This is a genomic window from Kocuria sp. KKT182, from assembly GCF_055635395.1.
The window spans coordinates 997,189-1,021,925 of record NZ_CM145757.1 but is presented as its reverse complement, the minus strand read 5'-3'; the positions used below and the strand labels follow the sequence as shown (position 1 = coordinate 1,021,925).

At 75.0% G+C, this 24,737-nt stretch carries 26 protein-coding genes; 22 read left to right on the top strand and 4 right to left on the bottom strand.

What is annotated here, in order from left to right:
* Positions 1-165: 165 nt before the first annotated feature.
* The 22 genes from ffh to ACZ2G1_RS04575 all read left to right on the top strand — a co-directional run bounded on the left by ffh (position 166) and on the right by ACZ2G1_RS04575 (position 20,661).
* Positions 166-1,749 (top strand): signal recognition particle protein, encoded by a 1,584-nt coding sequence (gene ffh, locus ACZ2G1_RS04680; RefSeq protein ID WP_017833765.1) that lies wholly within the window; start codon positions 166-168, stop codon positions 1,747-1,749.
* Between the two features lie 7 nt (positions 1,750-1,756).
* Positions 1,757-2,242, top strand: coding sequence for an NUDIX domain-containing protein (locus ACZ2G1_RS04675; protein ID WP_017833764.1), 486 nt, complete (start codon positions 1,757-1,759; stop codon positions 2,240-2,242).
* 71 nt (positions 2,243-2,313) lie between these two features.
* A complete protein-coding gene (locus ACZ2G1_RS04670; RefSeq protein ID WP_052133100.1) occupies positions 2,314-3,621 on the top strand; it encodes a hypothetical protein in 1,308 nt (435 codons plus the stop codon).
* A gap of 67 nt (positions 3,622-3,688) precedes the next feature.
* Positions 3,689-5,197, top strand: a complete 1,509-nt coding sequence (locus tag ACZ2G1_RS04665; protein ID WP_284563622.1) for a sensor histidine kinase — start codon at positions 3,689-3,691, stop codon at positions 5,195-5,197.
* A complete protein-coding gene (locus tag ACZ2G1_RS04660; RefSeq protein ID WP_176337505.1) occupies positions 5,194-5,883 on the top strand; it encodes a response regulator in 690 nt (229 codons plus the stop codon). The genes ACZ2G1_RS04665 and ACZ2G1_RS04660 overlap by 4 nt, the downstream gene beginning before the upstream one ends.
* 160 nt (positions 5,884-6,043) lie before the next feature.
* A complete protein-coding gene (locus tag ACZ2G1_RS04655) occupies positions 6,044-6,985 on the top strand; it encodes an ABC transporter ATP-binding protein (protein WP_017833760.1) in 942 nt (313 codons plus the stop codon).
* A complete protein-coding gene (locus ACZ2G1_RS04650; protein ID WP_017833759.1) occupies positions 6,982-8,163 on the top strand; it encodes an ABC transporter permease in 1,182 nt (393 codons plus the stop codon). Before ACZ2G1_RS04655 ends, ACZ2G1_RS04650 begins: the two co-directional genes overlap by 4 nt.
* A 181-nt stretch (positions 8,164-8,344) precedes the next feature.
* Complete coding sequence (gene rpsP / locus ACZ2G1_RS04645) at positions 8,345-8,779, top strand: 30S ribosomal protein S16 (RefSeq protein WP_031283142.1); 435 nt, start codon at positions 8,345-8,347, stop codon at positions 8,777-8,779.
* 2 nt (positions 8,780-8,781) lie between these two features.
* Positions 8,782-9,024: an RNA-binding protein gene (locus tag ACZ2G1_RS04640; RefSeq protein WP_017833757.1), complete on the top strand. Its 243-nt coding sequence runs from the start codon at positions 8,782-8,784 to the stop codon at positions 9,022-9,024.
* 139 nt (positions 9,025-9,163) lie between these two features.
* A complete protein-coding gene (rimM, locus tag ACZ2G1_RS04635; protein ID WP_470377530.1) occupies positions 9,164-9,802 on the top strand; it encodes a ribosome maturation factor RimM in 639 nt (212 codons plus the stop codon).
* On the top strand, positions 9,802-10,620 hold the full coding sequence (gene trmD / locus ACZ2G1_RS04630) for a tRNA (guanosine(37)-N1)-methyltransferase TrmD (protein WP_017833755.1): 819 nt from the start codon (positions 9,802-9,804) through the stop codon (positions 10,618-10,620). Before rimM ends, trmD begins: the two co-directional genes overlap by 1 nt.
* Positions 10,621-10,815: 195 nt before the next feature.
* Positions 10,816-11,220, top strand: a complete 405-nt coding sequence (gene rplS / locus ACZ2G1_RS04625) for a 50S ribosomal protein L19 (protein WP_017833754.1) — start codon at positions 10,816-10,818, stop codon at positions 11,218-11,220.
* Between the two features lie 16 nt (positions 11,221-11,236).
* Positions 11,237-11,917, top strand: a complete 681-nt coding sequence (gene lepB, locus ACZ2G1_RS04620; RefSeq protein WP_017833753.1) for a signal peptidase I — start codon at positions 11,237-11,239, stop codon at positions 11,915-11,917.
* A 62-nt stretch (positions 11,918-11,979) separates the two neighbouring features.
* Positions 11,980-12,885 (top strand): signal peptidase I, encoded by a 906-nt coding sequence (gene lepB / locus ACZ2G1_RS04615; RefSeq protein WP_017833752.1) that lies wholly within the window; start codon positions 11,980-11,982, stop codon positions 12,883-12,885.
* Entirely contained in the window at positions 12,875-13,648 is a 774-nt protein-coding gene (locus ACZ2G1_RS04610) for a ribonuclease HII (protein WP_470377529.1), read from the top strand. Before lepB (ACZ2G1_RS04615) ends, ACZ2G1_RS04610 begins: the two co-directional genes overlap by 11 nt.
* The gene (locus tag ACZ2G1_RS04605) at positions 13,645-13,989 is read left to right on the top strand and encodes a DUF2469 domain-containing protein (protein WP_017833750.1); all 345 of its coding nucleotides are present in this window, start codon (positions 13,645-13,647) and stop codon (positions 13,987-13,989) included. Before ACZ2G1_RS04610 ends, ACZ2G1_RS04605 begins: the two co-directional genes overlap by 4 nt.
* A gap of 112 nt (positions 13,990-14,101) precedes the next feature.
* The gene (locus tag ACZ2G1_RS04600; RefSeq protein WP_035929827.1) at positions 14,102-14,470 is read left to right on the top strand and encodes a YraN family protein; all 369 of its coding nucleotides are present in this window, start codon (positions 14,102-14,104) and stop codon (positions 14,468-14,470) included.
* A gap of 174 nt (positions 14,471-14,644) precedes the next feature.
* Positions 14,645-15,835 (top strand): hypothetical protein, encoded by a 1,191-nt coding sequence (locus ACZ2G1_RS04595; protein WP_109244284.1) that lies wholly within the window; start codon positions 14,645-14,647, stop codon positions 15,833-15,835.
* Between the two features lie 165 nt (positions 15,836-16,000).
* Entirely contained in the window at positions 16,001-17,572 is a 1,572-nt protein-coding gene (locus ACZ2G1_RS04590) for a YifB family Mg chelatase-like AAA ATPase (RefSeq protein ID WP_470377528.1), read from the top strand.
* Positions 17,573-17,679: 107 nt separating this feature from the next.
* Entirely contained in the window at positions 17,680-18,888 is a 1,209-nt protein-coding gene (gene dprA / locus ACZ2G1_RS04585; protein WP_251355744.1) for a DNA-processing protein DprA, read from the top strand.
* Positions 18,889-18,897: 9 nt separating this feature from the next.
* On the top strand, positions 18,898-19,848 hold the full coding sequence (locus tag ACZ2G1_RS04580) for a tyrosine recombinase XerC (RefSeq protein ID WP_017833745.1): 951 nt from the start codon (positions 18,898-18,900) through the stop codon (positions 19,846-19,848).
* 309 nt (positions 19,849-20,157) lie between these two features.
* Entirely contained in the window at positions 20,158-20,661 is a 504-nt protein-coding gene (locus tag ACZ2G1_RS04575; RefSeq protein WP_031283140.1) for a DUF3145 domain-containing protein, read from the top strand.
* A 152-nt stretch (positions 20,662-20,813) separates the two neighbouring features.
* On the opposite strand, the gene ACZ2G1_RS04570 is transcribed toward ACZ2G1_RS04575, so the two are convergent.
* The 4 genes from ACZ2G1_RS04570 to ACZ2G1_RS04555 all read right to left on the bottom strand — a co-directional run bounded on the left by ACZ2G1_RS04570 (position 20,814) and on the right by ACZ2G1_RS04555 (position 24,732).
* On the bottom strand, positions 20,814-22,073 hold the full coding sequence (locus tag ACZ2G1_RS04570) for a beta-ketoacyl-[acyl-carrier-protein] synthase family protein (RefSeq protein ID WP_017833743.1): 1,260 nt from the start codon (positions 22,071-22,073) through the stop codon (positions 20,814-20,816).
* Between the two features lie 111 nt (positions 22,074-22,184).
* A complete protein-coding gene (locus ACZ2G1_RS04565) occupies positions 22,185-22,430 on the bottom strand; it encodes an acyl carrier protein (protein ID WP_017833742.1) in 246 nt (81 codons plus the stop codon).
* A gap of 208 nt (positions 22,431-22,638) precedes the next feature.
* Positions 22,639-23,706 (bottom strand): beta-ketoacyl-ACP synthase III, encoded by a 1,068-nt coding sequence (locus ACZ2G1_RS04560; RefSeq protein ID WP_109222449.1) that lies wholly within the window; start codon positions 23,704-23,706, stop codon positions 22,639-22,641.
* Between the two features lie 111 nt (positions 23,707-23,817).
* A complete protein-coding gene (locus tag ACZ2G1_RS04555) occupies positions 23,818-24,732 on the bottom strand; it encodes an ACP S-malonyltransferase (protein ID WP_095650538.1) in 915 nt (304 codons plus the stop codon).
* Positions 24,733-24,737: the final 5 nt, after the last annotated feature.

Below are 24,737 nucleotides of genomic sequence, written 5' to 3'. Positions count from 1 at the left end.
GGAGGGGGCCGGCCGTCGTCGTCCCCGCACGGCGACGGGGCGGGCCCCGCGCCGCCCGGAGTTGCTAACCTTGGACACTGACCCGCCACACCGGGCCGGGCCGCGGCCCGCGGCGCAGACCGCGGGGCACCGGCCGCCTCCCTCGACGAAAGCAGCTTTCGACCCGTGTTCAATTCACTGTCCGACCGGTTGACCGCCACCTTCAAGAACCTCAAAGGCAAGGGACGCCTGACCGAGGCGGACGTCGACGCCACCGTGCGGGAGATCCGCCGCGCCCTGCTCGACGCCGACGTCGCCGTGCCGGTCGTGCGGGAGTTCACCGCCGCGGTCAAGGAGCGCGCCCTCGGGCTCGAGGTCTCCGAGGCGCTGAACCCCGGCCAGCAGGTCGTGAAGATCGTCAACGAGGAGCTGCAGAACATCCTCGGCGGCCAGACCCGCCGGATCCGGATGGCCAAGACCGGGCCCACGATCATCATGCTCGCCGGCCTCCAGGGCGCCGGCAAGACCACCCTGGCCGGCAAGCTCGGCAAGTGGCTCAAGGGCCAGGGCCACCGCCCCCTGCTCGTGGCCTCCGACCTCCAGCGGCCCAACGCGGTCACCCAGCTCAAGGTCGTGGGCGAGCGCGCCGGCGTGCCGGTCTTCGCCCCGCACCCGGGCACCACCTCGGAGTTCGACGACCCCACGGGCGACCCCGTGCAGGTCGCCCGGGACGGCGTGGCCCAGGCCCGCGCGCGGCTGCACGACGTGGTCATCGTGGACACCGCCGGCCGCCTCGGCATCGACGAGGCCCTCATGGACCAGGCCCGCGACATCCGCGACGCCGTCCGGCCCGACGAGGTGCTCTTCGTCATCGACGCCATGATCGGCCAGGACGCCGTGAACACGGCCCAGGCCTTCAACGAGGGCGTCGACTTCACCGGCGTGGTCCTGTCCAAGCTCGACGGCGACGCCCGCGGCGGCGCCGCGCTGTCCGTGGCCTCCGTGACCGGCAAGCCCATCATGTTCGCCTCCACCGGGGAGAACGTCGACGACTTCGAGCAGTTCCACCCGGACCGCATGGCGTCCCGCATCCTCGACATGGGCGACGTCCTCACGCTGATCGAGCAGGCCGAGAAGCAGTGGGACCGCGACGAGGCCGAGAAGATGGCCCGGAAGTTCACCGACCAGGAGGACTTCACCTTCGAGGACTTCCTCGCGCAGATGCAGCAGCTGCGCAAGATGGGGTCGATGAAGAAGATGCTCATGATGATGCCGGGCGCCGCCGGCATGCGCGAGCAGCTCGAGAACTTCGACGAGCGCGAGATCGACCGCGTCGAGGCCATCGTCCGGTCCATGACCCCGCACGAGCGGGTCGCGCCCAAGATCATCAACGGCTCACGCCGCGCCCGCATCGCGAAGGGCTCGGGCGTCACCGTCTCCGAGGTGAACCAGCTCATGGAGCGCTTCGCCCAGGCGCAGAAGATGATGAAGCGCCTGGCCCAGGGCAAGGGCGTGCCCGGCATGCCCGCCGGCATCCCCGGCATGCCCGGTGCGGGCGGCGGCCCGAAGAAGGGCAAGGGCAAGGGCGCCGCGAAGAAGGGCGGGTCCCGCTCCGGCAACCCCGCCAAGCGGGCGCAGGAGAACGCGGCCCTCGAGCAGCAGCGCAAGCAGAAGGCACCCGCCGGATCGGCGTTCGGCGCGGCACCGGGGCAGCCGGACCCCGCGGACCTGAACCTGCCCAAGGGCTTCGAGAAGTTCCTGGGGCAGTGATCGCGCCGTGAGCTCCTACCTGTCCGAGACCGAGCTGAAGCAGTTCGTCGACTCGCTGCCCACCCGCCGCCTCGCCGCGGAGGCCCTCATCCGGGACCCCGAGGGCCGCGTGCTCCTCGTGGAGCCCAACTACAAGTCCGACTGGACCGTGCCCGGAGGCACCGTCGAGGCGGGGGAGGACCCCCGCACCGGGTGCTTCCGCGAGGTCGTCGAGGAGGTCGGCCTGCACCTGCCCGAGGGCCGGCTGCTCGTCGTCCACCACGGCGTGGCGATGGGCCTGTGGGGGGACTCGGTCTCCTTCGTCTACGACGGCGGCGTCATCGGCGCCGACACGCCCATCACGATCCAGGAGGAGGAGCTGCTCAGCCACCGCTGGACGGCGCCGGAGGACCTGGACCGGTACCTGCGGCCCGGACTGGCCCGCCGCCTGCGGGCGGGCCTGGCCGCCCTCGAGGACGGCACCACGGCCGAGCTCGTCGACGGGCCCCGCTGAGCGCCCCGGGGCCACCGGGCGCACGCCCCGGACCCCCGGCCCGGCCCCGGCGACGGCGTAGCATGGACGCCATGACCTCACTCCCCGCCGACGACATCGCATCCCCCACCTCCGCGTGGGACCTGGTCCCGGCCACGGTGCTGTGCGCGACGGAGGACACCGCGTCCGAAGGACCCGGGCCGCGCCCCACCTGCGAGGGGATGCGCAAGGTCATCGCCCACCACCGCCTGATCAGCGCCTACGCCGAGGGCCCCCGGGCCACGCAGCTGATGTTCCTCGCCGACGCCGAGGGCCGGCTGGCGCAGGGGGCCGAGGACGGCTCCGTGCAGCCCGGCTGCACCCTCGACGAGCTCTCCGAGACCTTCGTGCGGATGACCGGCCAGCAGCTCCAGCCCGAGCACCCGGGGCTTCGCCGGGTGCTGCTCGTGCACCTGGACGCCCCCGAGCTGCCCGTGCTGGCGGCCCTGTCCGGCACCGGCTTCACCGCCGTGTCCCGGCACGGCTGGTCCGTGGTGGTCTTCGACGCCGAGGTCGACTTCTGGGCCGTGCGCACCGGTCTCGCCGAGACCGCCGTGGCGCTGTCCTCGGACGGGGCCACCCGCTCCTTCGAGGTCCTGCTCGCGGGGGAGGACCCGGCGTCCGTCACCGACCTCGATGCGGCCGACGCCGTGTGCGCCCTCGAGTGGGGCCCCGACTGGCTCCCCGCGGGCGGCGTGTCCGTCGAGGCCGAGCAGACGCCGGCCGCCCGGTTCGAGCGCGACCTCGTCCGGCTGTGCTCCGGCGGCACCTCGGACCTGCAGATCGAGTCCGTGGCCTCCGTCTTCGACCTGGACCCGGCCGAGACCAACCGGCTGCGCAACTACGTGCTGGGGGAGTCCACCGACCTGGTCCTGGAGTCCGTCCTGCAGCTGCTGGGCCTGCCCGTGCTCGCCGCCAAGGTCGTCGAGGGCCACCGGGAGCTCACGGCCACCGAGGGCGCCGAGCACTACGAGCCCACGGGCGTGGGCTCGGCCCTGCTGCGGGGGATGACCACCGAGCCCACCGGCGACGGGCTGTTCGCGCGGTACCAGCGGGCCCTCGTCCGCCGCCCGGAGCTGCTGCTGGCCGTCGCCGGCACCGAGACGGCCCTCGGGGTGGGGCTCGCCGGCGCGGCCCGGCGCGGCGGGGCCGGGGCGCGCGTGCTCGGCACCCTCTCCGCGGCGCTGCTCGCGGACGCCGCCGCGGAGAGCGCCTACTACGCCGCCCTGCGCGGCGCGCGCCGCCGGCGGAACGAGGAGCGGCCCGCGGCCCCCGGGCCCGCCGCCCAGCTCTCCGAGCCCTCCGCAGCCCCCGGCTCGCGAGCACGCCTGCGCCGCTTCTTCGGCCTGCACCGCGGCTGAGAGCGCCCCCACAGGATCCCCCGCGGGGCGGAAGTCCCGCGCCGCCGCCGCGGGCTACCGTGGGGGCGTGCACACCCGACCCACCACCGACCCGGACACCGACCCGGACGCGGGACCGGACCCGGCCCCCGTCCGGCGCGCTCCGCTCGCGGTGCGCGTCACCGCCTGGCTGAACGACCCCGAGGACCCGTTCTGGTCCCGGCCCGCGCCCACGGCGGCCCAGCGGCGGAACGACGTGCTGGCCGCCCTGGGCTTCCTGCTCGTCACCCTCCTCGCCTCCGTGCTGCTGCACAGCTACGCGGGGCTCGCCGAGGGGGACGAGCCCTGGCGCTTCTACCTCAGCACCGTGCTCATCGTGGTGCCCCTCGCCGTGCGCCGCCGCTTCCCGCTGCCGGTCGTGGTCGCGTCCTCCGCGCTGTTCCTGGGGCTGACGTACGCGAGCCCCACGGCCGCCATGACGCTGCCCTTCCAGGGCGCCTACTTCGCGGCCCTCTACGCCGCCGTCGCCTGGTCGCGCGACCGCCAGGCCCTGTGGGTCGCCATGTCGGTGGTCGTGGGCACCATGGGGTTGTGGCTGCTCGGCGCCTTCACCATCACCAACGCCTACGCGGACTTCCTCTCCGGTCTGGGCGAGGTCGACGGGCCGCTGCCCCAGCTGCCGTCCTACGCGGTGTACACCCTGATCGTGAACGCCGTGTACTTCGGGGGGGCGGTGCTGGCCGGGCGCGCGTCCTGGCGGGCCGCGCTGCAGCAGCACCGCCTCGCGGCCCAGGCGCAGCGGATCCGGGACCAGTCCGCCGAGATCGCCCGCCGCGCCGTCGTCGACGAACGGCTGCGCATCGCCAGGGAGCTGCACGACGTCGTCGCCCACCACGTGTCCGTCATCGGCATCCAGGCGGGGGCGGCGCGCAAGGTCCTGGACCGTGACCCCGCCGCCGCCACCACCGCCCTGCGCACGATCGAGGCGTCCAGTCGGACCGCCGTGGGGGAGATGCGCCAGCTGCTCGGCGTGCTCCGCGCCGAGGGCGAGGAGGGCGCCCCGGGCCCCGGCGGAGGCGCCCCCGACGCCGCGCGCCGGCCGGACCCCGGCCTCGCCGACATCGCGGCCCTCGCCCGCCGGCACGCGGACAACGGGCTCGCGGTGGACGTCCGCACCGTCGAGGCCGTCCCGGGTGACCTGGACAGGATCCCGCCGGCCCTCGGCCTGTCCGTCTTCCGGTGCGCCCAGGAGTCCCTGTCCAACGTGATCCGCCACTCCACGGCCGGCACCGCGTCCGTCACCCTGCGCACCGGCCGCGGCCCGGAGGGGCAGCCGTGGTTCGAGCTCGAGGTCCTCGACGACGGCTCGCCCCGCCGCGGCACCGCCGGCACCGGGTTCGGCCTCCAGGGGCTGCGCGAGCGCGTCCGCCTGCACGGCGGCGAGGCGGAGATCGGGCCGCGCTCCGGCCGGCCCGGCTGGCGGGTCCGCACCCGCTGCCCCCTGCCCCCCGGCGGCACCGGGGAGGACGCCCCGGACGCGGCCGCCGGCGCCGCCTCCGGCGCCCCGGACGGGATTCTGCGAGGATCGGAGGCATGATCCGTGTCCTGCTCGCCGACGACCACGCCCTCGTGCGCTCCGGCTTCGCCATGGTCCTGTCCGTGGAGGACGACATCGAGGTCGTGGCCCAGGCCTCCGACGGCGCGCAGGCCGTCGCCGCCGCCCGCGACGGGGCCGTGGACGTGGCGCTGCTCGACGTGCAGATGCCGGTCATGGACGGCATCGAGGCCACCCGCCGGATCGTCGGGACCGGGTGCGCGAAGGTCGTGATCGTCACCACGTTCGACCGCGAGGACTACCTCTTCGACGCGCTCGCCGCCGGGGCCAGCGGGTTCCTGCTGAAGAACGCCGACCCGGACGACCTCGTGGAGGCCGTGCGCGCCGTGGCCGGCGGCCACGCGCTGCTCGCCCCCGAGGCCACGCTGCGCGTCATCCGGGCCCTGACCGCGGACGCCCCGGCACCCGCCCCCGAAGCCGCTCCCGCGCCGGCCGACCCCCTGCCGTCCGACCCCGCCCGGCGCCGGGTCGTCGAGTCCCTCACCGAGCGGGAGCACGAGGTGCTGCTGCTGGTCTCGGACGGGCTGTCCAACGCGGAGATCGCCCAGCGGCTGTTCCTCGGGCCCGCCACCGTCAAGACGCACGTGTCCAACATCCTCGCCAAGACGGGCTCCCGGGACCGGGTGCAGGCCGTCGTCTTCGCCCACCGGGCAGGCCTCGTCGGCTGAGCGGGCTCCGCCCCGGGACGGAGGCAGCCGGCCGCGACCCGCTCCCCGGGGCACCCGCACTCCGCCCGGGTGGGGATCCGCCGGGGCCCCCGCGTTCGTAGGCTGACCACGAGCCGCCCGGCACCCACCGGGAGGACGCACCCCGAGAGGACCCGGGCCCATGAGCACCAGCACCACCCCCGCCGCGACCACGACCCGCTTCCGGAGCCGCCCCGAGGGGCACGTCCTGGAGGCGCGCGGCCTGAGCCGGTCCTTCGGGGGCCGCACCGTGGTCGAGGACGTCTCCTTCCGGGTCGAGCCCGGCCGGATGACCGGCTTCGTCGGCGCCAACGGCGCGGGCAAGACCACGACCATGCGGATGCTGATGGGCGTGCTGCGCGTCTCCGCCGGCGAGGTCCTGTGGGACGGACGTCCCGCCACCGCGGCGGACCGGGCCCGCTTCGGGTACATGCCCGAGGAGCGGGGGCTCTACCCCAAGCAGCCGGTGCTCGACCAGCTCGGCTACCTCGGCCGGCTCCACGGCATGGACCGCCGGGACGCCCTCGCGGAGGCCGGGCGGCTGCTGGAGCGCTTCGGCCTGGCCGAGCGCGGGAAGGACAGGCTGGAGTCCCTCTCCCTCGGCAACCAGCAGCGGGTGCAGGTCGCCGCCGCGCTCCTGCACGGGCCCGCCGCCCTGGTGCTGGACGAGCCGTTCTCCGGCCTGGACCCCGTGGCGGTGGACTCCATGGTCGAGCTGCTGCGCGAGCACACGGCCCAGGGCGTGCCCGTGCTCTTCTCGAGCCACCAGCTCGATCTCGTCGACCGGCTCTGCGACTCCCTGGTCGTCCTCTCCGGCGGCCGGGTCCTGGCCTCCGGCACGGCCGAGGACCTGCGCCGCACCGGTCCCCGCCGGCACCGGCTGCGCTGCGAGCAGGACGCCGGCTGGGTGCGGGACCTGCCGGGCGTGCGCGTCGTCGACGTCGACGGACCCGCCGCGGTGCTCGAGCTCGCGGACGCCGCCGCCCGCCGCCGCGTCCTCGAGACCGCCGTGCCCCGCGGGCTCCTGGAGTTCGCCGAGATCGTGCCCTCCCTGTCCGACGTCTACCGGGAGGTCACCCGATGAGCGCCCGCCCGCCCGCAGCCCGTCCCTGGTGGATCGTCACGTCCCGCGAGATCTCCGTCAAGCTGCGGGACCGGTCCTTCCTGCTCTCCACGGTGGTCACGGTGCTCCTCGTGGCCGCCTCGATCGCCGCCTCCGCCCTGTTCGGAGGCCGGGCCGCCGACCACGTCCTGGCGACCGCGGCGCCCGACGCGGCGCCCGTCGCGGCGCGGGCCGCGCAGGAGCTGGCCGAGCGCGGCGAGGACACCCTCACCGTGCACTCCGCCCACTCCCCGGACGCGGCCCGCGAGGCGGTGGCCGACGGGACCGCCGACGCCGCCCTGCTGCGGGACCTCGACGGGTGGACGGTGGTCGGCCAGGACGACGTCGACCCCGCCCTCGCGCGGGTCCTCGAGGACGCGGTGGCCGCGGAGATGCTGGCGGCCGGCGCCCGGGCCGCCGGGACGACCGCCGAGGAGCTGACCGCGGGTGCCGAGGTGCGCACCGAGCTGCTGTCCGGCGGACAGGACCGCGGCCCCGCACGGCTCGTGGTGGGCTTCGTCTTCGCGTTCCTGTTCTACCTGGCCGCCATCCTCTTCGGCATGGCCATCGCCAACTCCGTGCTCGAGGAGAAGCAGAACCGGGTCGTGGAGATCCTGGCCACCGCCGTCCCCGTCCGGCAGCTGCTCTACGGCAAGGTGCTCGGCAACTCCCTGCTCGCGTTCGGCCAGATCGGGCTCTACGCCGCGGTCGGCCTCGTCGGCGTCAACGTCACGGGCGCCGCCGCGGACGTCGGCTGGATCCTCGCCGCGTCCGGCTGGTTCGTGGCCTTCTTCGTGGCGGGCTTCGCCGCGCAGGCCTCCGTCTGGGCGGTCCTCGGCTCCCTGGCCTCCCGCTCCGAGGACCTCCAGACGAGCACCGGGCCGATCATGACGGTGCTCATCGGAGCCCTCTTCGTGGGCCTCTACGCCGAGGGCGCGTGGCTCACGGCCGCGTCCTTCGTCCCGGTCGTCTCCTCGGTGGCGATGCCCATCCGGATGCTGGACGGCGGCGTCGCCTGGTGGCAGCCCGTGCTGTCCCTCGCGCTGGCCCTCGCCGCGGCCTGGGTGCTGCTGCGCCTCGGGGAGCGGATCTACCAGCGCGCCGTGTTCCAGGGCGGACGCTCCCTCACGTGGCGGGAGGCCGCACGCCTCGAGCAGTGAGCGGGCAGCGCGCCGCCGGACGCCGGACTTGACGGCGTCTGGCATACTGGACGGGTACTCGATGCGTGCGGTCCCTCTCGCCGCACTTTTTTCGTGTCCACAGAACCCCTGTGACCGGCCCGCCCCACGGGAGCGAGACCAGGGCGTTCACCTCATCCAAGAACCAGGAGAGTCCACACCAGTGGCTGTTAAGATCCGTCTCAAGCGCATGGGCAAGATGCGCGATCCCCGTTACCGCGTCGTCGTCGTCGACTCCCGCAAGAAGCGCGACGGCCGCGTCATCGAGGAGATCGGCAAGTACCACCCGACCGAGCACCCCTCCTACATCGAGGTCGTCTCGGACCGGGCCCAGTACTGGCTCGGCGTCGGCGCCCAGCCGTCCGAGGCCGTCGCCGCCATCCTGAAGGTGACCGGCGACTGGCAGCGGTTCAAGGGCGAGGAGGGCGCCGAGGGCACCCTCCGGACGCGCGAGCCCAAGGCCGAGTTCGTCGCCCCCGACAAGGGCTCCGTGATCGTCCCCGAGGCGATCACCCCCAAGGGCGAGAAGGCCGAGCCGGCCGCCCCCGGTGCCGAGTCCGACGACGCCCCCGCGGCTGACGCCGAGAAGGCCGAGTAGTCATGCTCGCCGACGCGTTGGAGCACCTGGTCCGCGGGATCGTGGACAGCCCCGATGACGTCGACGTCCGTGTCAAGAGCGGGCGCCGGTCGGAGACCCTCGAGGTCCGGGTGCACCCGGACGACCTCGGGCGGGTCATCGGCCGCCAGGGCCGCACGGCCAAGGCGCTGCGCACCGTCGTGGGCGCACTCGCCGAGGACGGCCCGGTCCGGATCGACGTCGTCGACACCGACCGCACCCGCTGAGGCGCGCACCGGGCGCCCCGGCGTCCGGTCCCGCCGCCCGCACGGTCCCCGCATCCGCACCGGATGCGGGGACCGTCGGCTTTTCCCCGCCACCGCACCCCTCCCCGCGGCCACCCGGCCGCCGACCCCCAGGAGATCCATGAAGGTCCAGGTCGCCCGCGTCGGCAAGCCCCACGGCATCCGGGGGGAGGTCACCGTGCAGCTGTTCACCGACGCCCCGGAGGAGCGCTTCGCCCCCGGCGCCCGGCTGCTGCTCGAGCCGTCCGTCCCCCTCGCCCCCGAGGGCGTGGTCACCGTGCGCGGGGCGCGCTGGAACAAGGCCGTGCTCGTGGTGGCCTTCGAGGAGGTCCCCGACCGCAACGGGGCCGAGACCCTGCGCGGAGCCCACCTCTACGCCGAGGCGCTGGAGGAGGACCCCGAGTCCGACGAGTGGTACGAGCACGAGCTGGTCGACCTCGAGGTGCGCACCGGCCCCGAGGACGGGTCGGGCCCGCGGATCGGCGTGGTCACCGGGCTGCGCACCCTGCCCGTCCAGGACCTGCTGGAGATCGAGCTCGACGAGGGGCGGCGCGAGGCCGTGCTCCCCTTCGTCGAGGAGATCGTCCCGGTCGTCGACCCCGAGGGGGGCTTCGTCGTAGTGACCCCTCCGCCGGGGCTGCTCGAGCTCGGCCTCGACGGCGGGAAGCCCGACGAGGGGAACGACGACGACGGGAACGGCGACGCCGTGAACCCCGGCACCGGGGACCCCGCGGACGAGGCGACGGAGGGCGGGCGCTGATGCGCATCGACGTCGTCAGCATCTTCCCCGAGTACCTCTCCGCCCTGGACCTCTCCCTGATCGGCAAGGCCCGGCAGCAGGGCCTCCTCGAGCTGACCGTGACGGACCTGCGCGAGTTCACGACCGACCGGCACCGCACCGTGGACGACACCCCCTACGGCGGCGGGGCCGGCATGGTGATGAAGCCGGAGCCGTGGGCCGCGGCGCTCGGCGCCGTCCTCGGCGGCGGACCCGCGCCGGCGGGGGAGCGGCCGGTGCTGGTCGTGCCCTCCCCGGCCGGTGAGGTCTTCACTCAGGCCACCGCCCGCGAGCTGGCCCTGCGGGAGCACCTCGTCTTCGCGTGCGGGCGCTACGAGGGCATCGACGAGCGCGTGGTCGACTGGTCCCGCGAGCACTTCGAGGTCCGCCCCATGAGCCTCGGCGACTACGTCCTCAACGGCGGGGAGGTCGCCGTGCTCGCCATGGTCGAGGCCATCGGGCGCCTCGTGCCCGGCGTGCTCGGCAACCCCGAGTCCCTCGTGGAGGAGTCCCACGCCGACGGCCTGCTCGAGTACCCCGTCTACACCAAGCCCGCGCTGTGGCGGGACCGGCCGGTCCCCGAGGTCCTGCTCTCCGGCCACCACGGCCGGATCGCCCGCTGGCGGCGGGACCGCCAGCTGCAGCGCACCGCCGCCCGCCGCCCCGACCTCGTCGCGTCCCTCGACCCCGCCGGCCTGGACCGCGCGGACCGCGCCGTCCTGGCCGAGGCCGGGTGGGTCGTCTCGGGCGGACACGTGGTGCGCGCCGGGGACGGCGCCTCCGGGGAACCTGTGGCATAATGTTCAGCTGTGTGTCTGCTGGGCACGCCCCTGCCGCAGGGGGATGAGCGACCAACAGCCGGACACCCGGGACCCCGAACAGGGCTCCCGTCACCACGTCTTGCGGATCCCGCACCCGGACCGGGCACCGCCCCGCCACCACGGATCCGTGCCGACCCACGTGAGCGACCTGCGGCGTTCACCAGGAGAGTCACCATGAACATTCTCGACCAGCTCGACGCCAAGTCGCTGCGCAGCGACGTCCCCGACTTCCGTCCGGGCGACACCCTCAACGTGCACGTCAACATCGTCGAGGGCAGCCGCTCCCGCGTCCAGGTCTTCAAGGGCTTCGTCCTCGGCCGCCAGGGCGCCGGCGTGCACGAGACCTTCACCGTCCGCAAGGTCTCCTTCGGCGTGGGCGTGGAGCGCACCTTCCCGGTGCACTCCCCGGTCATCGAGAAGATCGAGGTCGTCACCCGCGGTGACGTCCGCCGCGCGAAGCTCTACTACATGCGCGACCGCCACGGCAAGGCCGCCCGCATCCGCGAGAAGCGCGACAACACCACGGCCAAGTCCTCGAAGTCCGGCAAGGCCGTCAAGTCCGGCAAGTCCGGCAAGTAGGACAGCGCGCGCTTCGGTGTCCACCGGAACCCGCGCACGGGACCCCCGCGCCACCGGGTCCCACGCCGTTCGGCGAGAACGCCAGCCCCGTGCTCGGGGCTGGCGTTCCGTCGTCCTCGCCCTCCTGGCGGCCGTGCTGGTCACGGGTCTGCTGCGCGCCTTCGTGCTGGACGTCTACTGGATCGGGTCGGACTCGATGCAGCCCACGGTCGAACCGGGGGACCGGGTGCTCGTGGGCAAGCTCGTCGACGAGGACGCTCTCGAACGGGGCGACCTCGTGGTCTTCGACGGGCGGGGCAGCTTCGCCCCGCTGCACAGCGACGACCCGTGGCCCGTGCAGGTCCTGCAGACCCTCGGCCGGTGGAGCGGGCTCACCGGCTCGGACAGCGTGTACCTCAAGCGGGTCATCGGCACCCCCGGGGACACCGTCGCCTGCTGCGGTCCCTCCGGCCGCCTCGAGGTCGACGGCGAGGAGATCGTCGAGGACTACGTCCTCGACGGGGACCGGCCCAGCGAGGTCGAGTTCACCGCGGTGGTCCCGGAGGGCAGGCTCTGGCTGATGGGCGACCACCGGTCGGTGTCGGTGGACTCGCGCAGCCTGCTCGGCGCGCCCGGTGGCGGACTGGTCCGAGCGGATAAGGTCATCGGAGAACCCATTGCTGTTCTGTGGCCCCGGGACCGGGCCGGGCAGCTCTGACGCGATCCGCACGGATCCGGATCCGGACGCCCACAGGCGTCCGCCCAGGAAGGACGAGAGCAGTGGCCGACAGGACCCAGCCCGCCGGCGACGGCGTGCCCCAGGAGAACCACGGCGTCCACGGTGACGCCGCCGTTCCCGTCCCGGCAGCGCCCACCGCCGACGCGGAGCGCGCCAGCGCACCCCTCGACGGCGCCGAGGACGGGCCGGACCAGGCGTCGTCGCGCCGCGCGGGCCGGCGCTCCTCCGACCGGCGCTCCCGCAAGAAGCGCCCCGACACCTTCTGGGGCTCGGCGCGGGAGATCCTCCTCGTGCTGGTCTGGGCCGTGCTCATCGCGTTCGTCGTGAAGACCCTGCTGGTGCGGGGGTTCTACATCCCCTCCGGCTCGATGGAGAACACCCTCCAGCTCAACGACCGCATCTTCGTCAACGTGCTCGAGCCCACCTTCGGCCCGCTCGAGCGCGGGGACATCGTGGTCTTCGAGGACGCCAAGGGCTGGCTGCCGGCCCAGCCCGACAGCGGGGGCGGGCCGACCGACGCCGTCTACGACGCCCTGGCCTTCGTCGGCGTGCTGCCCGACCGCACCGACCAGCACCTCATCAAGCGCGTCATCGGGGTCGGGGGCGACACCGTGGCGTGCTGCGACGCCTCGGGGCGGGTCACCGTCAACGGGGAGGCCCTCGAGGAGCAGGACGCGTACCTCCACCCCGGGTCCGCGCCCTCGGAGCTCGAGTTCGAGGTCGAGGTCCCCGAGAACCACTACTTCGTGCTGGGCGACCACCGGGACGCGTCCGCCGACGCCCGGGTGCACCTGGCCGAGATCGCGGACAACGGCGCGTTCATCAGCCACGACGACGTCGTCGGGACCGCGTTCGTCATCGCCTGGCCGCTGGACCGGTTCCAGCTGCTGCAGAACCCGGACGAGGTCTTCGCCGACGTCGCCGACCGGTCCGCCGGTGGCTCCTGAGCCCCGGCCGGGCCGGCGCGCGGCGCCGCCCCGGGGCGGGGCCCCGGGGCTCGTCGTCGAGCGGTCCCTGCAGGAGCCGGACGGGCGGCTCGTCGGCGGGATGGACGAGGTGGGCCGCGGGGCCCTCGCCGGACCCGTCACCGCCGGGCTGGTCGTCCTGCGACCCGGGACCGGGCGCGGGGTCCCCGGGCTGCTGGACAGCAAGCTGCTCACCCCTGCACGGCGAGAGGCGCTCGTCCCCCGCATCCTCGCCTGGTGCGCGGCCGCCGGCGTCGGCCACGCCTCGCCGCAGGAGATCGACGGACTCGGGCTGACGGCCGCGCTGCGCCTGGCCGGACACCGGGCGATCGCGGCCGCGGCGCGGCGGGGGACGCCGCCCGACGTCGTGCTCCTCGACGGCGCGCACGACTGGCTCTCGGAGCCCGGCGCCGGGACGCTCTTCGGAGACCCCCCGCCCGCGGCGGACGGCCTCCCGGTGCACGGGTGGGACGGACAGGTCGTGACCCGCGTCAAGGCCGACCTGACGTGCGCGTCCGTCGCCGCCGCCAGCGTGCTCGCGAAGGTCGAGCGGGACCGGGTCATGGGCGAGCTCTCCGCGGGCTGGCCGCAGTACGGTTGGGACAGCAACAAGGGCTACGGCGCCGTCCGGCACCGCCGCGCCCTCGAGGAGCACGGGACCACGCCGCACCACCGGCTCAGCTGGCGGCTCACGCAGGCGCCGCCCGCGGCCGCGCCGAGCACGAGCGGAGACGGGACGACATGAGCGCCGAAGAACTCGAGAACTTCGAGACGGACCTCGAGCTGCAGCTGTACCGCGAGTACCGGGACGTCGCCGGGCTCTTCCAGTTCGTGGTGGAGACGGACCGCCGCTTCTACCTGGCCAACTCGGTCCGGGTCGAGCCGGTCGAGACGAAGAACGGGCTGTACTTCGACGTGGAGCTCAAGGACGCCTGGGTGTGGGACGTCTACCGCTCCGCCCGCTTCGTGAAGCACGTGCACGTCATGAGCTTCAAGGACGTCAACGTGGAGGAGCTCGCCCACGCGGACCCTTTCGCGGTGCCGGGCGCCGCCGGGCCCGTGCCGGAGGGGCCCGCGGCCCCCTGATCCGCCCTGCACACGGCCCCTGGGGCCCCTCGGCGGGGGACCGGCGCGGCGCACGATGAGGGCACCCGACCGGCCGCCGCCGGGACGGCGCCGCCGAGCAGGGAGGTGTCCCGTGTCCGAGGGACTGGGCGCGCGCGGCGAGCAGCTGGCGGCCGCCCACCTCGAGGCGCGGGGGTACCGCGTCCTGGAGCGCAACTGGCGCGCACGGCCCTCCCGGGACGGACTGCGGGGGGAGGCCGACCTCGTCGCGGAGCACGAGGGCTGGGTGGTCGTCGTCGAGGTGAAGACCCGCTCGAGCCTGCGGTACGGGCATCCGTTCGAGTCCATTACGCGGCAGAAGATCGTCCGTCTGCACCGCCTGGCGGCCGCCTGGGCGCGGGCCCACGACCGCGACCCCCGGGTGGTCAGGGTCGATGCCGTTGCAATTACTTTCGCACACGGCGGAGGGCCGGAGATCGAGGTCCTGCGGCAGATCCAATGAGACGCGGCGCGCCCGGGCCCGCGTGACATGCCTCGTGCGACGTGCCAATGTTGAACCGTCGATGACCGGGAGTAACGACGGAGGTGTGCTGTGGTCGCTGCGGGACCGCTCGCCGCTCCACGACGCGCTGCGGCTCTCGCGGCGGCTGTCGCGCTGACCGCCACCGGGTGCGGCGTGCTGAAGGCCCCGGAGCCCGACGCGATCGCGCAGCCGGGCACCGTGACCACCGCGCCCAGCGGTCTCAGCCCGGGCCCGTACGCCCTCACCACCGACGAGGGCGCGGTCATCACCTTCGACCTGCCCACCGTGCCGGCCCCCGACGACGACGTCGAGCAGCTGCGGCGGGACTTGAGCGTGGAGCCGGTGGTCTACGTGGAGCTGCACATCGACAACACCGAGGGCACCCGCACCGTCCAGATCGACGACCTCAAGGTGATCAGCCACGAGGGCGGGCAGTTCCCGTTCGAGCCGGTCGCCGAGGTCCTCTCGGACTGGGACCCCAACCGCTCCGGGGAGGGCGGCTTCTGGGGCGCCGACGGCTCCCCCCTCGACCCGCAGGAGGGCGCCCGGCTCGACGCCCGCACGCACGAGCTGATCGCCCAGTACACCGGCGCCGTGCCGGTCGGCGCCACGGGCCGGGAGCTCATGGTCGGCGACTTCGAGAAGCTGCCGAAGACCTTCGACGACATCGAGCTGTCCCCGTACCCCAACGACCGGTCACAGGACCCCGCCCCGGTCGGGCACGGGCCCGAGCAGCGCCAGTACCGGGCCGGGGTGCCGAAGCCGGCGCCCCGGGAGCGGATCGAGGCGGAACCGGCGCCGGCACCGGCGGCACCCGAACCCGCCCGTCCCGCCGCGCAGCCGCCTCGCGTGCCTGCCGCGCCGGTGCCGGCCGAACCCGCACCGGCCCCCGAGCCCGAGCCCGAGCCGGCGGCGCCGCAGCCGCCGGTGGAACCGGCGAACCCCCAGCAGCCGGTGGACCCGGTGATCCCTCCCGTCGTCCCTCCCGTCATGCCTCCCGCGGAGCCGACGCCGGAGCCCACGCCGACGCCCGTTCCCCCGGTCGCGCCACCGCCGGAGGAGACCATGCCTCCCGCCGAGAACCCCGCCAGGGGCGAGGTCGCCACCCCCGGGGCCACCGCCGGCGCCTCGGCCTCGCCCTCGCCGAGCACCTCCAGGCGCTGGAACTGGCCCCCGCGCCCGGAGTCCACGCCGACGCCCGCGCCGTCGGCCTCGACCACCGCTCCGTCGCCCGCTCCGTCCCCCACGGCGACACCCACCCCCACGGCCTCCACGGGCGCTCCGTCACCGGCCGCGACGCCCGGGCCGTCACCCTCGCTCCCCAGCGGGGCCGAACTGGCCTGAGCCGGCGGACTTCTCCACCGTCGGGCGGGCGACACCGCCGCGCTCCGCCGGCACGGCACAGTCTGGGAACGAGGAGGTTCCCATGCACCGTCGTCGTCCCCTTCCGTTCCCCGTCCCCGGGCGCCGCCCCCGGGACCCCGTCGCGCCCGCCACCGGGGTGCGCTGATGGGCTTCGCACGCACCTGGGCGGTGGCCCTGGTCGGGCTCGACGGGTCGATGGTGGAGGTCGAGGCGGACATCGGGCAGACCCTGCCCGCCTTCTCCATCGTGGGGCTGCCGGACGCCGCGCTCAACGAGGCGAGGGAACGGCTGCGGGCGGCGGCGCGCAACAGCGGGATGCCCCTGAGCCCGCGCAAGCTCACGGTCAACCTGACCCCCGCGACGCTGCCCAAGCGGGGATCCCTCTTCGACCTCGCCATCGTGATGAGCGCCCTGCAGGCCGCCGGTGACGTGCCCGCAACCGGACGGACCGTCTTCCTGGCCGAACTGGGCCTGGACGGGGCGCTGCGGCCGGTGCGCGGCATCCTGCCGGCGGTCATGGCCGCCGTGCGCGCCGGGCACGAGCGGATCGTCGTCCCGGCGGCCAACGCGGCGGAGGCGGGGCTGGTCCCCGGCGCACGGGTGGAGGGCTTCAGCTGCCTCGCCGACGTGCTCGCCGGCGCCGGGGCCGATCCCGCCGGTCTGTGCCGGCCGGCACCTGCCGGGTCCGTCCCGGGCGGGGCAGCGCCGGGCCTGCCCGGGACGGACGGCGTGGGGACCCACCCCGCACCCCGCGCCGCACCGGATCTCGCCGACGTCGCCGGGCAGACCGACGGGCGCCTGGCCCTGGAGATCGCCGCCGCCGGCGGGCACCACCTGCTCATGGTGGGCCCGCCAGGATCCGGCAAGACGATGCTCGCCGAGCGGCTCCCGGGCCTGCTGCCGGACCTCGAGGACGACGCCGCGATGGAGGTGACGGCCGTCCACTCGCTCAACGGGGCCGCCGGGCGGTGCACCGCCCTGATCCGGCGCCCTCCCTTCGAGGCGCCGCACCACACCGCCTCGGCGGCCGCCCTGTTCGGGGGCGGGTCCGGGATCCCGCGCCCCGGTGCCGCCTCCCGGGCGCACCGCGGCGTCCTCTTCCTCGACGAGGCCCCCGAGTTCGACCGTGGGGTCGTCGACGCGCTGCGCCAGCCCCTCGAGAACGGCCGGGTCGTGATCGACCGGTCCACGGCCTCGGCGGTCTATCCGGCCCGCTTCCAGCTGGTCCTCGCGGCGAACCCCTGCCCGTGCGGGCAGGCCGGGGGCCGGGGCGCCGACTGCACGTGCACCCCACGGATGCGCCGCAACTACTTCGGCAAGCTGAGCGGTCCGCTGCTGGACCGGGTGGACCTGCAGATCGCGGTGCCGAAGGTCTCCTACGGCGAGCTCGCCGCCGGGGCGGGACAGGGGGAGAGCACGGCGGAGGTCGCCGTGCGCGTCGCCCGGGCGCGGGCGGCCCAGGCGGAGCGTCTGCGCGGCCTGGGGCTGCGCACGAACGCCGAGCTCGGGGGCAGCCTCCTGCACGGTGCCCTGCGTCCCCCGCGCCCGGTCACCGCCCCGCTGGAGCGGGCCATGGACCGAGGCTCGCTGACCGCCCGAGGGCACCAGCGGGTGCTCCGGGTCGCCTGGACGCTGGCCGACCTGGAGGGCCGGGGCGTCCCGGTGCTCGACGACGTCGACACCGCGCTGTACTTCCGCTCCCTCGTCCCGGCCTGAGCGCCGCCGCATCCGCCCCGTCCCGCCCGTCCCGCCCCGTCCGGCCCGGTTGGTCCGGTCCGACCCATTCCGTCTAGTCCGACCCGTCCGCGACAGGAAGGCCCGCCATGCACTCCGCCCCGCCCGGCACACGCTCCGGCCACGACCCGCTGCTGCTGGCCCGCGCCGGGCTGTCCCGGCTCGTGGAGCCGACCGACGCCACCGCCATGCTGCTGCTGGCGGCGCTCGGACCGGTCGCCGCGCTCGAGATCGCCACGGGGACGCGCCCCATCGGCGCCGGGGAGCACCCGGTGTTCGTGCGGGCGGCCGCCGAGGCCGGGTACGGTCCCCGGCAGGTCGACCTCCGGCGCGCCCTGGCCCGCTGGGCGCCCCGGGCGGCGGACCTCGACCCCTCCGCCGACCTGGGGATCGCCGCCCGGGCGGGAGCGTGGTTCGCGATCCCCGAGGACCCCGACTGGCCGGCGGCGCTGGCCGACCTGGGCCTGTTCCAGCCGGTGGGCCTGTGGGGCCGCGGCGACCGGCGGCTCCTCGGCTTCCCCGCCGCCCGCTCCGTCGCCGTCGTCGGCTCCCGGGACTGCTCGACCTACGGCCGGCAGGTCGCCCTGGACATCGCCGGCGCCCTGGCCGCCCGCGGCTGGACGGTGGTCTCCGGCGGTGCCCACGGCATCGACCAGGCCGCCCACTCGGCCGCGCTGGCCACCGGCACCGCGCACCCGCCCACGGTGTCGGTCATGGCGTGCGGGATCGACCGCCTCTATCCTCCGGGCAACCACGAGCTGCTCCACCGGGTCGAGGCCGCCGGGCTGCTGCTGGCCGAGGCCGCCCCCGGGTGCACGCCCAGCCGCTACCGCTTCCTCCAGCGCAACCGGATCATCGCAGCCCTCTCCGCCGGCACGGTGGTGGTCGAGGCCCGGTGGCGGTCCGGGGCTCAGAACACGGCCCACCACGCGGACGGGCTCAGCCGCCCGGTGGGCGCGGTGCCCGGCAGCGTCCACGCCGGCACCTCCGCCGGCTGCCACCGGCTGGTGCGGGAGGGCACCGCCGTCCTGGTCACGGACGTCGACGAGGTGCTCGAGCTCGTCCAGCCCCTCGGGACGGCGCCGGCGCCCGACCGCCCCGCCCCGGCCTCCGTCGTCGACGGGCTCTCGGACCGGGACCGCGTGCTCCTCGACGCGCTGCCCCTGAGGGTGCGCAGCCGCCCGGACCACCTGTCCCGCGTCGCCGGCCTGTCCGTCCGCGAGGTGCTGGGCGGGCTGCGCCGGCTCGAGGAGCGCGGCCTGGCGGAGGGGGCGGGGGAGGGGTGGCGCCGCCGCTAGAATCGCCGCATGACCTCCGACGCCGCCCCGCTGCCCACGGCCGTGGTCCGGGCCCTGGAGCGGTACACGGACCACCTGGTGCACGAGCTGGCGCGCAGCCCCCGCACCGTGGACGCCTACACGGGCGACCTCCGTGCCCTCTTCACCTGGCTGCACGCCCGGTACGGGGTCGCCGCGCCGGCCGCCGTGGACCTGGAGATGCTCCGGGCCTGGCTGGCCGCCCGGCACGCCGAGGGGGCGGGCCGCTCGTCCATGGCCCGCTGGACGGCGTCGGTCCGCGGTTTCTTCGGCTGGGCCGCCGGCACCGGCCTGGTGGGCGCCGACCCCAGTCTGCGGCTCGTCGCCCCGCGCCGCCGGCGCCACCTCCCGGACGTCGTGCCCGCCGACGGGATGCGCGAGCTGCTGGACGATCTCGCGGCCCGCTCCACCGAGCCCGGGACCGCGGGGGTGGAGGGCGCGCTCGTCGCCCGGGACCGCGCCCTCCTCGAGCTGCTCTACGCCACCGGTGCGCGGGTGGGCGAGCTCACGGGTGCCGACGTCGACGACGTCGACCGCTCCCGCCGCGTCCTCACGGTGATCGGCAAGGGCGACAAGCAGCGCACGGTGCCCTTCGGCCGCCCCGCCGACGACGCGCTGCAGCTCTGGCTGGCCCGCCGGCCCGTGCTGGCCGCGGCGGGCAGCGGGCCGGCGCTGTTCCTCGGGTCCCGGGGCGGCCGGATCGACGCCCGACAGGTCCGGCGCGTCGTGGAGCGGGAGCTCGGCACCGTCCCCGACACCGCCGCCCGGGGTCCGCACGCCCTGCGCCACTCGGCGGCCACGCACCTCGTGGACGGCGGCGCCGACCTGCGCACGGTGCAGGAGCTGCTGGGGCACGCCTCCGTGGCGACCACCCAGATCTACACGCACGTCTCCGTGGACCGCCTGGGAACCGTCTACCGTCAGGCCCACCCCCGGGCCTGAGGTGCGCCGGGGCGGAGGATCGCGGAGCAACACGGCGTCCCGGGTTGACGCCCGTGGAATGTTTGCAGTTGAATGAGTGGCGTATTGTACTCGACGTCCCGGACACGGCAACACGCTCGGAGCCGGCCGGAACGACGGGTGCGGCACCCGGGCGACCGGACGCCGCGCGGGCCTCGAATCCCCGCGGCGGGACGCGAGCCCGGACAACAGCATCGTCCGGTCGCGGCACGCTCGCCGCGGCCCGACGGGTGGGACCGCTTCCGTGCAGGGCGTTGGGGAAGACGTACCTACACGACGGAGGAACAGGTCATGTCTGCACCCACCACGCGCGGAGTGCTCTACGTGCACTCGGCTCCGCGAGCGCTGTGCCCGCACATCCAGTGGGCGCTGGAGTCGGTCGCGCGCCAGCGCACGGAGCTCGAGTGGACCCAGCAGAACGCCGAGCCCGGTTCCGTGCGCGCCGAGCTGGAGTGGTCCGGACCCGCGGGGACCGGCGCCCTCCTCGCCTCGGCGCTGCGCACGATGGGCCGCCTCCGGTTCGAGGTCACCGAGAACCCGTGCCGCGGCCACGACGGCGCCCGCTGGTCCTTCACCCCCGACCTCGGGATCTTCCACGCGACCACGGACGCCGCCGGCAACATCATGGTCTCCGAGGACCGGATCCGCTACGCCTACGAGACGGCGGCCGGCAACCCGCTGCTCGTCATCAACGAGCTCTCCCTCGCCCTGGGGGAGGCCTGGGACGAGGAGCTCGAGCCCTTCCGGCACGCCGCGGAGGGCGCCCCGGTGCGCTGGCTGCACCGCGTCGGCTGAGCCCCCGCGGCCCCGCCCCGCCTCCGGGGGCACGGGCCCGCAGCGCGCAAGAGGGCCGTCCCGCGATCAGCGGGACGGCCCTCTTCCGTGCGTCCGAACGGTCCGCGCCCGGACGGGCTGCGCCCGACGGCGCGGGCGCGGCGGGCGTGCGCTCAGACGGTGCGGAACGCGGCGACCGCGTTGTGGCCGCCGAAGCCGAAGGAGTTGGACACGGCCACGAAGTCCCCGGAGGGAAGGTCGCGGGCGTCGGTGACGACGTCGAGGTCGATCTCCGGGTCCTGGTTCTCCAGGTTGATGGTGCAGGGCGCGGTGCGGTGGTGGACGGCCAGCACGGTGAGCACGGCCTCGACGGCGCCCGAGCCGCCGAGGATGTGGCCCGTCATCGACTTGGTCGCCGAGACGCACATGTCGTCCACCGCCGAGCCGAACGCCCGGCGCAGGGCGCCGGCCTCGGGGGCGTCGCCCTTGGGCGTGGACGTCGCGTGGGCGTTGACGTGCTTGACGTCGGCCGGACCGAACTCCCCGGTCTCCATGGCCTCCGCGAGGGCGCGGGCCGCCCCGCGGCCCTCCTCGTCGGGCGCGGTGATGTGGTAGGCGTCCGAGGTGAGGCCGGCGCCGGCGAGCTCGGCGTAGATCCGTGCGCCGCGGGCGCGGGCGTGCTCCTCCGACTCGAGGACCACGGCGCCGGCGCCCTCGCCCATCACGAACCCGTCGCGGGCCGTGTCGTAGGGGCGGGAGGCGCGCTCCGGCTCGTCGTTGCGCTTCGACAGCGCCTGCATGGAGGCGAACGCCGCGATGGTCACGGGGTGGATCGCGGACTCGGCGCCGCCCACCACCACGAGGTCCGCCTTGCCGGAGCGGATGAGGTTCATGCCCTGGTAGAAGGCCTCCGTGCCGGAGGCGCACGCGGAGACGGGCGTGATGGACGCGGCCCGGGCCTTGAGGTCCATGCCCACGGCCGCCGCGTTGCCGTTGGGCATCAGCATGGGGACGGTGAGGGGCATGACGCGCCGGGCGCCGCGCTTCTGGAGGGTGTCGTAGGCGTCCAGCAGGGTCCAGACCCCGCCGATGCCGGTGCCGAAGGCCACGGCGAAGCGGTCCGGGTCGACCTCCTCGGAGGTCTCTGCGTTGTTGCCGGAGAAGCCGGCGTCGGCCCACGCCTCGCGGGCGGCGATGACGGACAGCTGCCCGGAGGGGTCCAGACGCTTGGCCTCGACCCGGGAGAGCACCTCGCTGGCGGGGGTCGAGACGGGCGCGGCGATCCGCACGCCCAGATCGTAGGTGTCCACCCAGTCGTGCTCGATGGCTCTGACACCGGAGACGCCCGTGGTGGCGCTGCGCCACAGCTCGGGGACGGTGCCACCGATCGGGGTGGTGGCACCGAGACCGGTGACGACTACTTTGCGGGTCATGACTGCACTTCCTCGTGTCCTGGGGTGATGCGGCGGGCGGCCCGCCCGGTCGCGGGTCGGTGCGGCGCGGCGGATCCTGCGGTCCGCCGCGCCCCGCACCGACCGGCCGGATCAGGCCTGGGCGTTGTCGATGAAGTTGACGGCGTCCTCGACGGTCTTGAGGTTCTTGACCTCTTCGTCGGGGATGGTCACGTCGAACTTCTCCTCGGCGTTGACCACGATGGTCATCATCGAGATGGAGTCGATGTCGAGGTCCTCGGTGAAGGACTTGTCCAGCTGGACGGCCTCGGTCTCGAGGCCGGTCTCCTCGTTGACGATCTCGGCCAGGCCGGTCAGGATTTCCTCTTTGCTCGCCATGGTGGCTTCCTTTCTCTGCGGCTGCCGGAGCAGCCGGTGGTGACGTGCGCCCCGGGCAGGTGCCGGGTGCATCTGTCCCGGTCGGGCCGTGGGCCCGGACCGGGGGACATCGGGTGTGCGGTTCAACCCTACGACGACTCGCAGGGCCCCGCGGCGGCACCGACACGTGAGCAGGACCCCGGGGGCCCGGTCCGCGTGCCGGCGGCGGTCAGGGGAGGACGACGACCTGCGCCCCGTAGACGAGGCCGGCGCCGAAGCCGATCTGCAGCGCCAGCTTCCCGGACAGCTCCGGGTGCTCGGCGAGCAGGCGGTGCGTGGCGAGGGGCACGGACGCGGCGGACGTGTTGCCGGAGTCGGCGATGTCCCGGGCGATGACCACGGACTCGGGGAGCTTGAGCGTCTTGGCCATCTGGTCGATGATCCGCATGTTCGCCTGGTGGGGGATGAAGGCGCTCAGGTCCTCGGGCCGCACCCCGGCCACGTCCATGGCCTCCTGCGCGCGCTTGGCGACCTCCCACGAGGCCCAGCGGAAGACCGTCTGCCCGTCCTGGCGCAGGGTCGGCCAGAGGGTGGCGTCCTCGCGCACCGCGCCGGTCTCCGGGTCGAGGAGGTCGGGGGACTGGGCCCGCTCGCGCCCCTGCTCCACCGCCCGGATGTCGGTGAGCGGGTGGGTCATCCGGATGGCGTCCCACTTGGAGCCGTCGGAGCCCCACACGGACGGGCCGATGCCGGGGGTGTCGGAGGGGCCGATGACCACGGCGCCCGCGCCGTCGCCGAGCAGGAAGGAGATGGAGCGCTCGCTGTTGTCGATGACGTCGGAGAGCTTCTCCACGCCGATGACCAGCACGTAGTCGGCCGCGCCCGAGCGGACGAGCGCGTCGGCCTGGGCGACGCCGTAGCAGTACCCGGCGCAGGCCGCCGAGATGTCGAAGGCCGGTGCCGGGGTGGCGCCCAGGCGGTCCGCCAGGGCCGCGGCGGCGGACGGCGTGAGGTAGGGGAAGGAGATCGTGGAGACGATGACCGCCCCGAGCTGCGAGGCCTCGATGCCGGCCGCGGCCAGCGCCTCGCGGGCGGCGTGCTCGGACATGTCGAGGACGCTCACGTCCTCGGCGGCGCGGTGCCGGGTCCTGATGCCGGTGCGCTGCTGGATCCACTCGTCCGAGGACTCGATCCACTGGCAGACGTCGTCGTTGGTCACCACCACGTCCGGGCGGTAGACGCCCAGGCCGAGGATCCGGGAGTGCGCGTTGGTCTGTTGCTGCTTCAGGGTCACCACAGGGGTCGTTGCTCCTTCGTGCGGCCGGGCGGGACGGACGGGCCGGCTGGGCGGGGCGGAACGGCTGCTCCGGCCTCGGGACGGGCGGCGCACGCGGTGCGCGCGCGGACGTCAGTCAAGAATACTCCTGGCCTGCTCCAGCTCCGCCGCGGAGTTCACGGCCAGGGCCGGGACGCCCTTCATGCCCCGCTTGGCCAGGCCGACGAGGGTGCCCGCCGGCGGGAGCTCGACGAGCTGCTCGACGCCGCGCTCCAGGAGGGTCCGCGTGCACAGGTCCCAGCGCACGGGCCGGCAGACCTGGGCCACGAGCGACTCGAGGTTCGCGGCGCCGCCGCTCACGGGCTCGCCGTCGGCGTTGGAGAGCAGCGGGTGCACGGGGTCGGCGGGCGAGAGCCGGGGGACCAGCTCGTGCAGGGGCTCCAGGGCCGGGGCCATGTGCTCGGTGTGGAAGGCGCCGGCCACCTTGAGGGGGATCACCCGGGCGCGGGCCGGCGGGGCCGCGGCGAGGGCGGCCAGCTGCTCGAGGGTGCCGGCGGCCACGGTCTGCCCGCCCCCGTTGGCGTTGGCGGGCGTCAGGCCCGCGGCCTCGATGGCGGCGAGGACCTCGTCCTCCTTGCCGCCGAGCACGGCGCTCATGCCGGTGGGGACGGCGGCGGCCGCCCGGGCCATGGCGTTGGCCCGGGTGCGCACGAAGGCCATGGCGTCGGCCTCGGTGAGGGCGCCGGCCAGGGCGGAGGCGGTGATCTCACCCACCGAGTGCCCCGCGAAGACCAGGTCGTCCCGGCCGGGGCCGATCCGGTCGCCGAGAAGCCGGCCCGCGACGAGGCCGGCGGCCACGATGAGGGGCTGGGCCACCGCGGTGTCCTTGATGGTGTCCTCGTCGGCCTCGGTGCCGTAGTGCACGAGGTCGAGTCCTGCGGCCTCGCCCAGCTCCTCGAGGTGGGCGCGGACGCCGTCGAGGGCGAGCCATTCGGTGAGGAAGCCGGGTTTCTGGGAGCCCTGTCCGGGGCAGACGATCGCGATCACCGCTA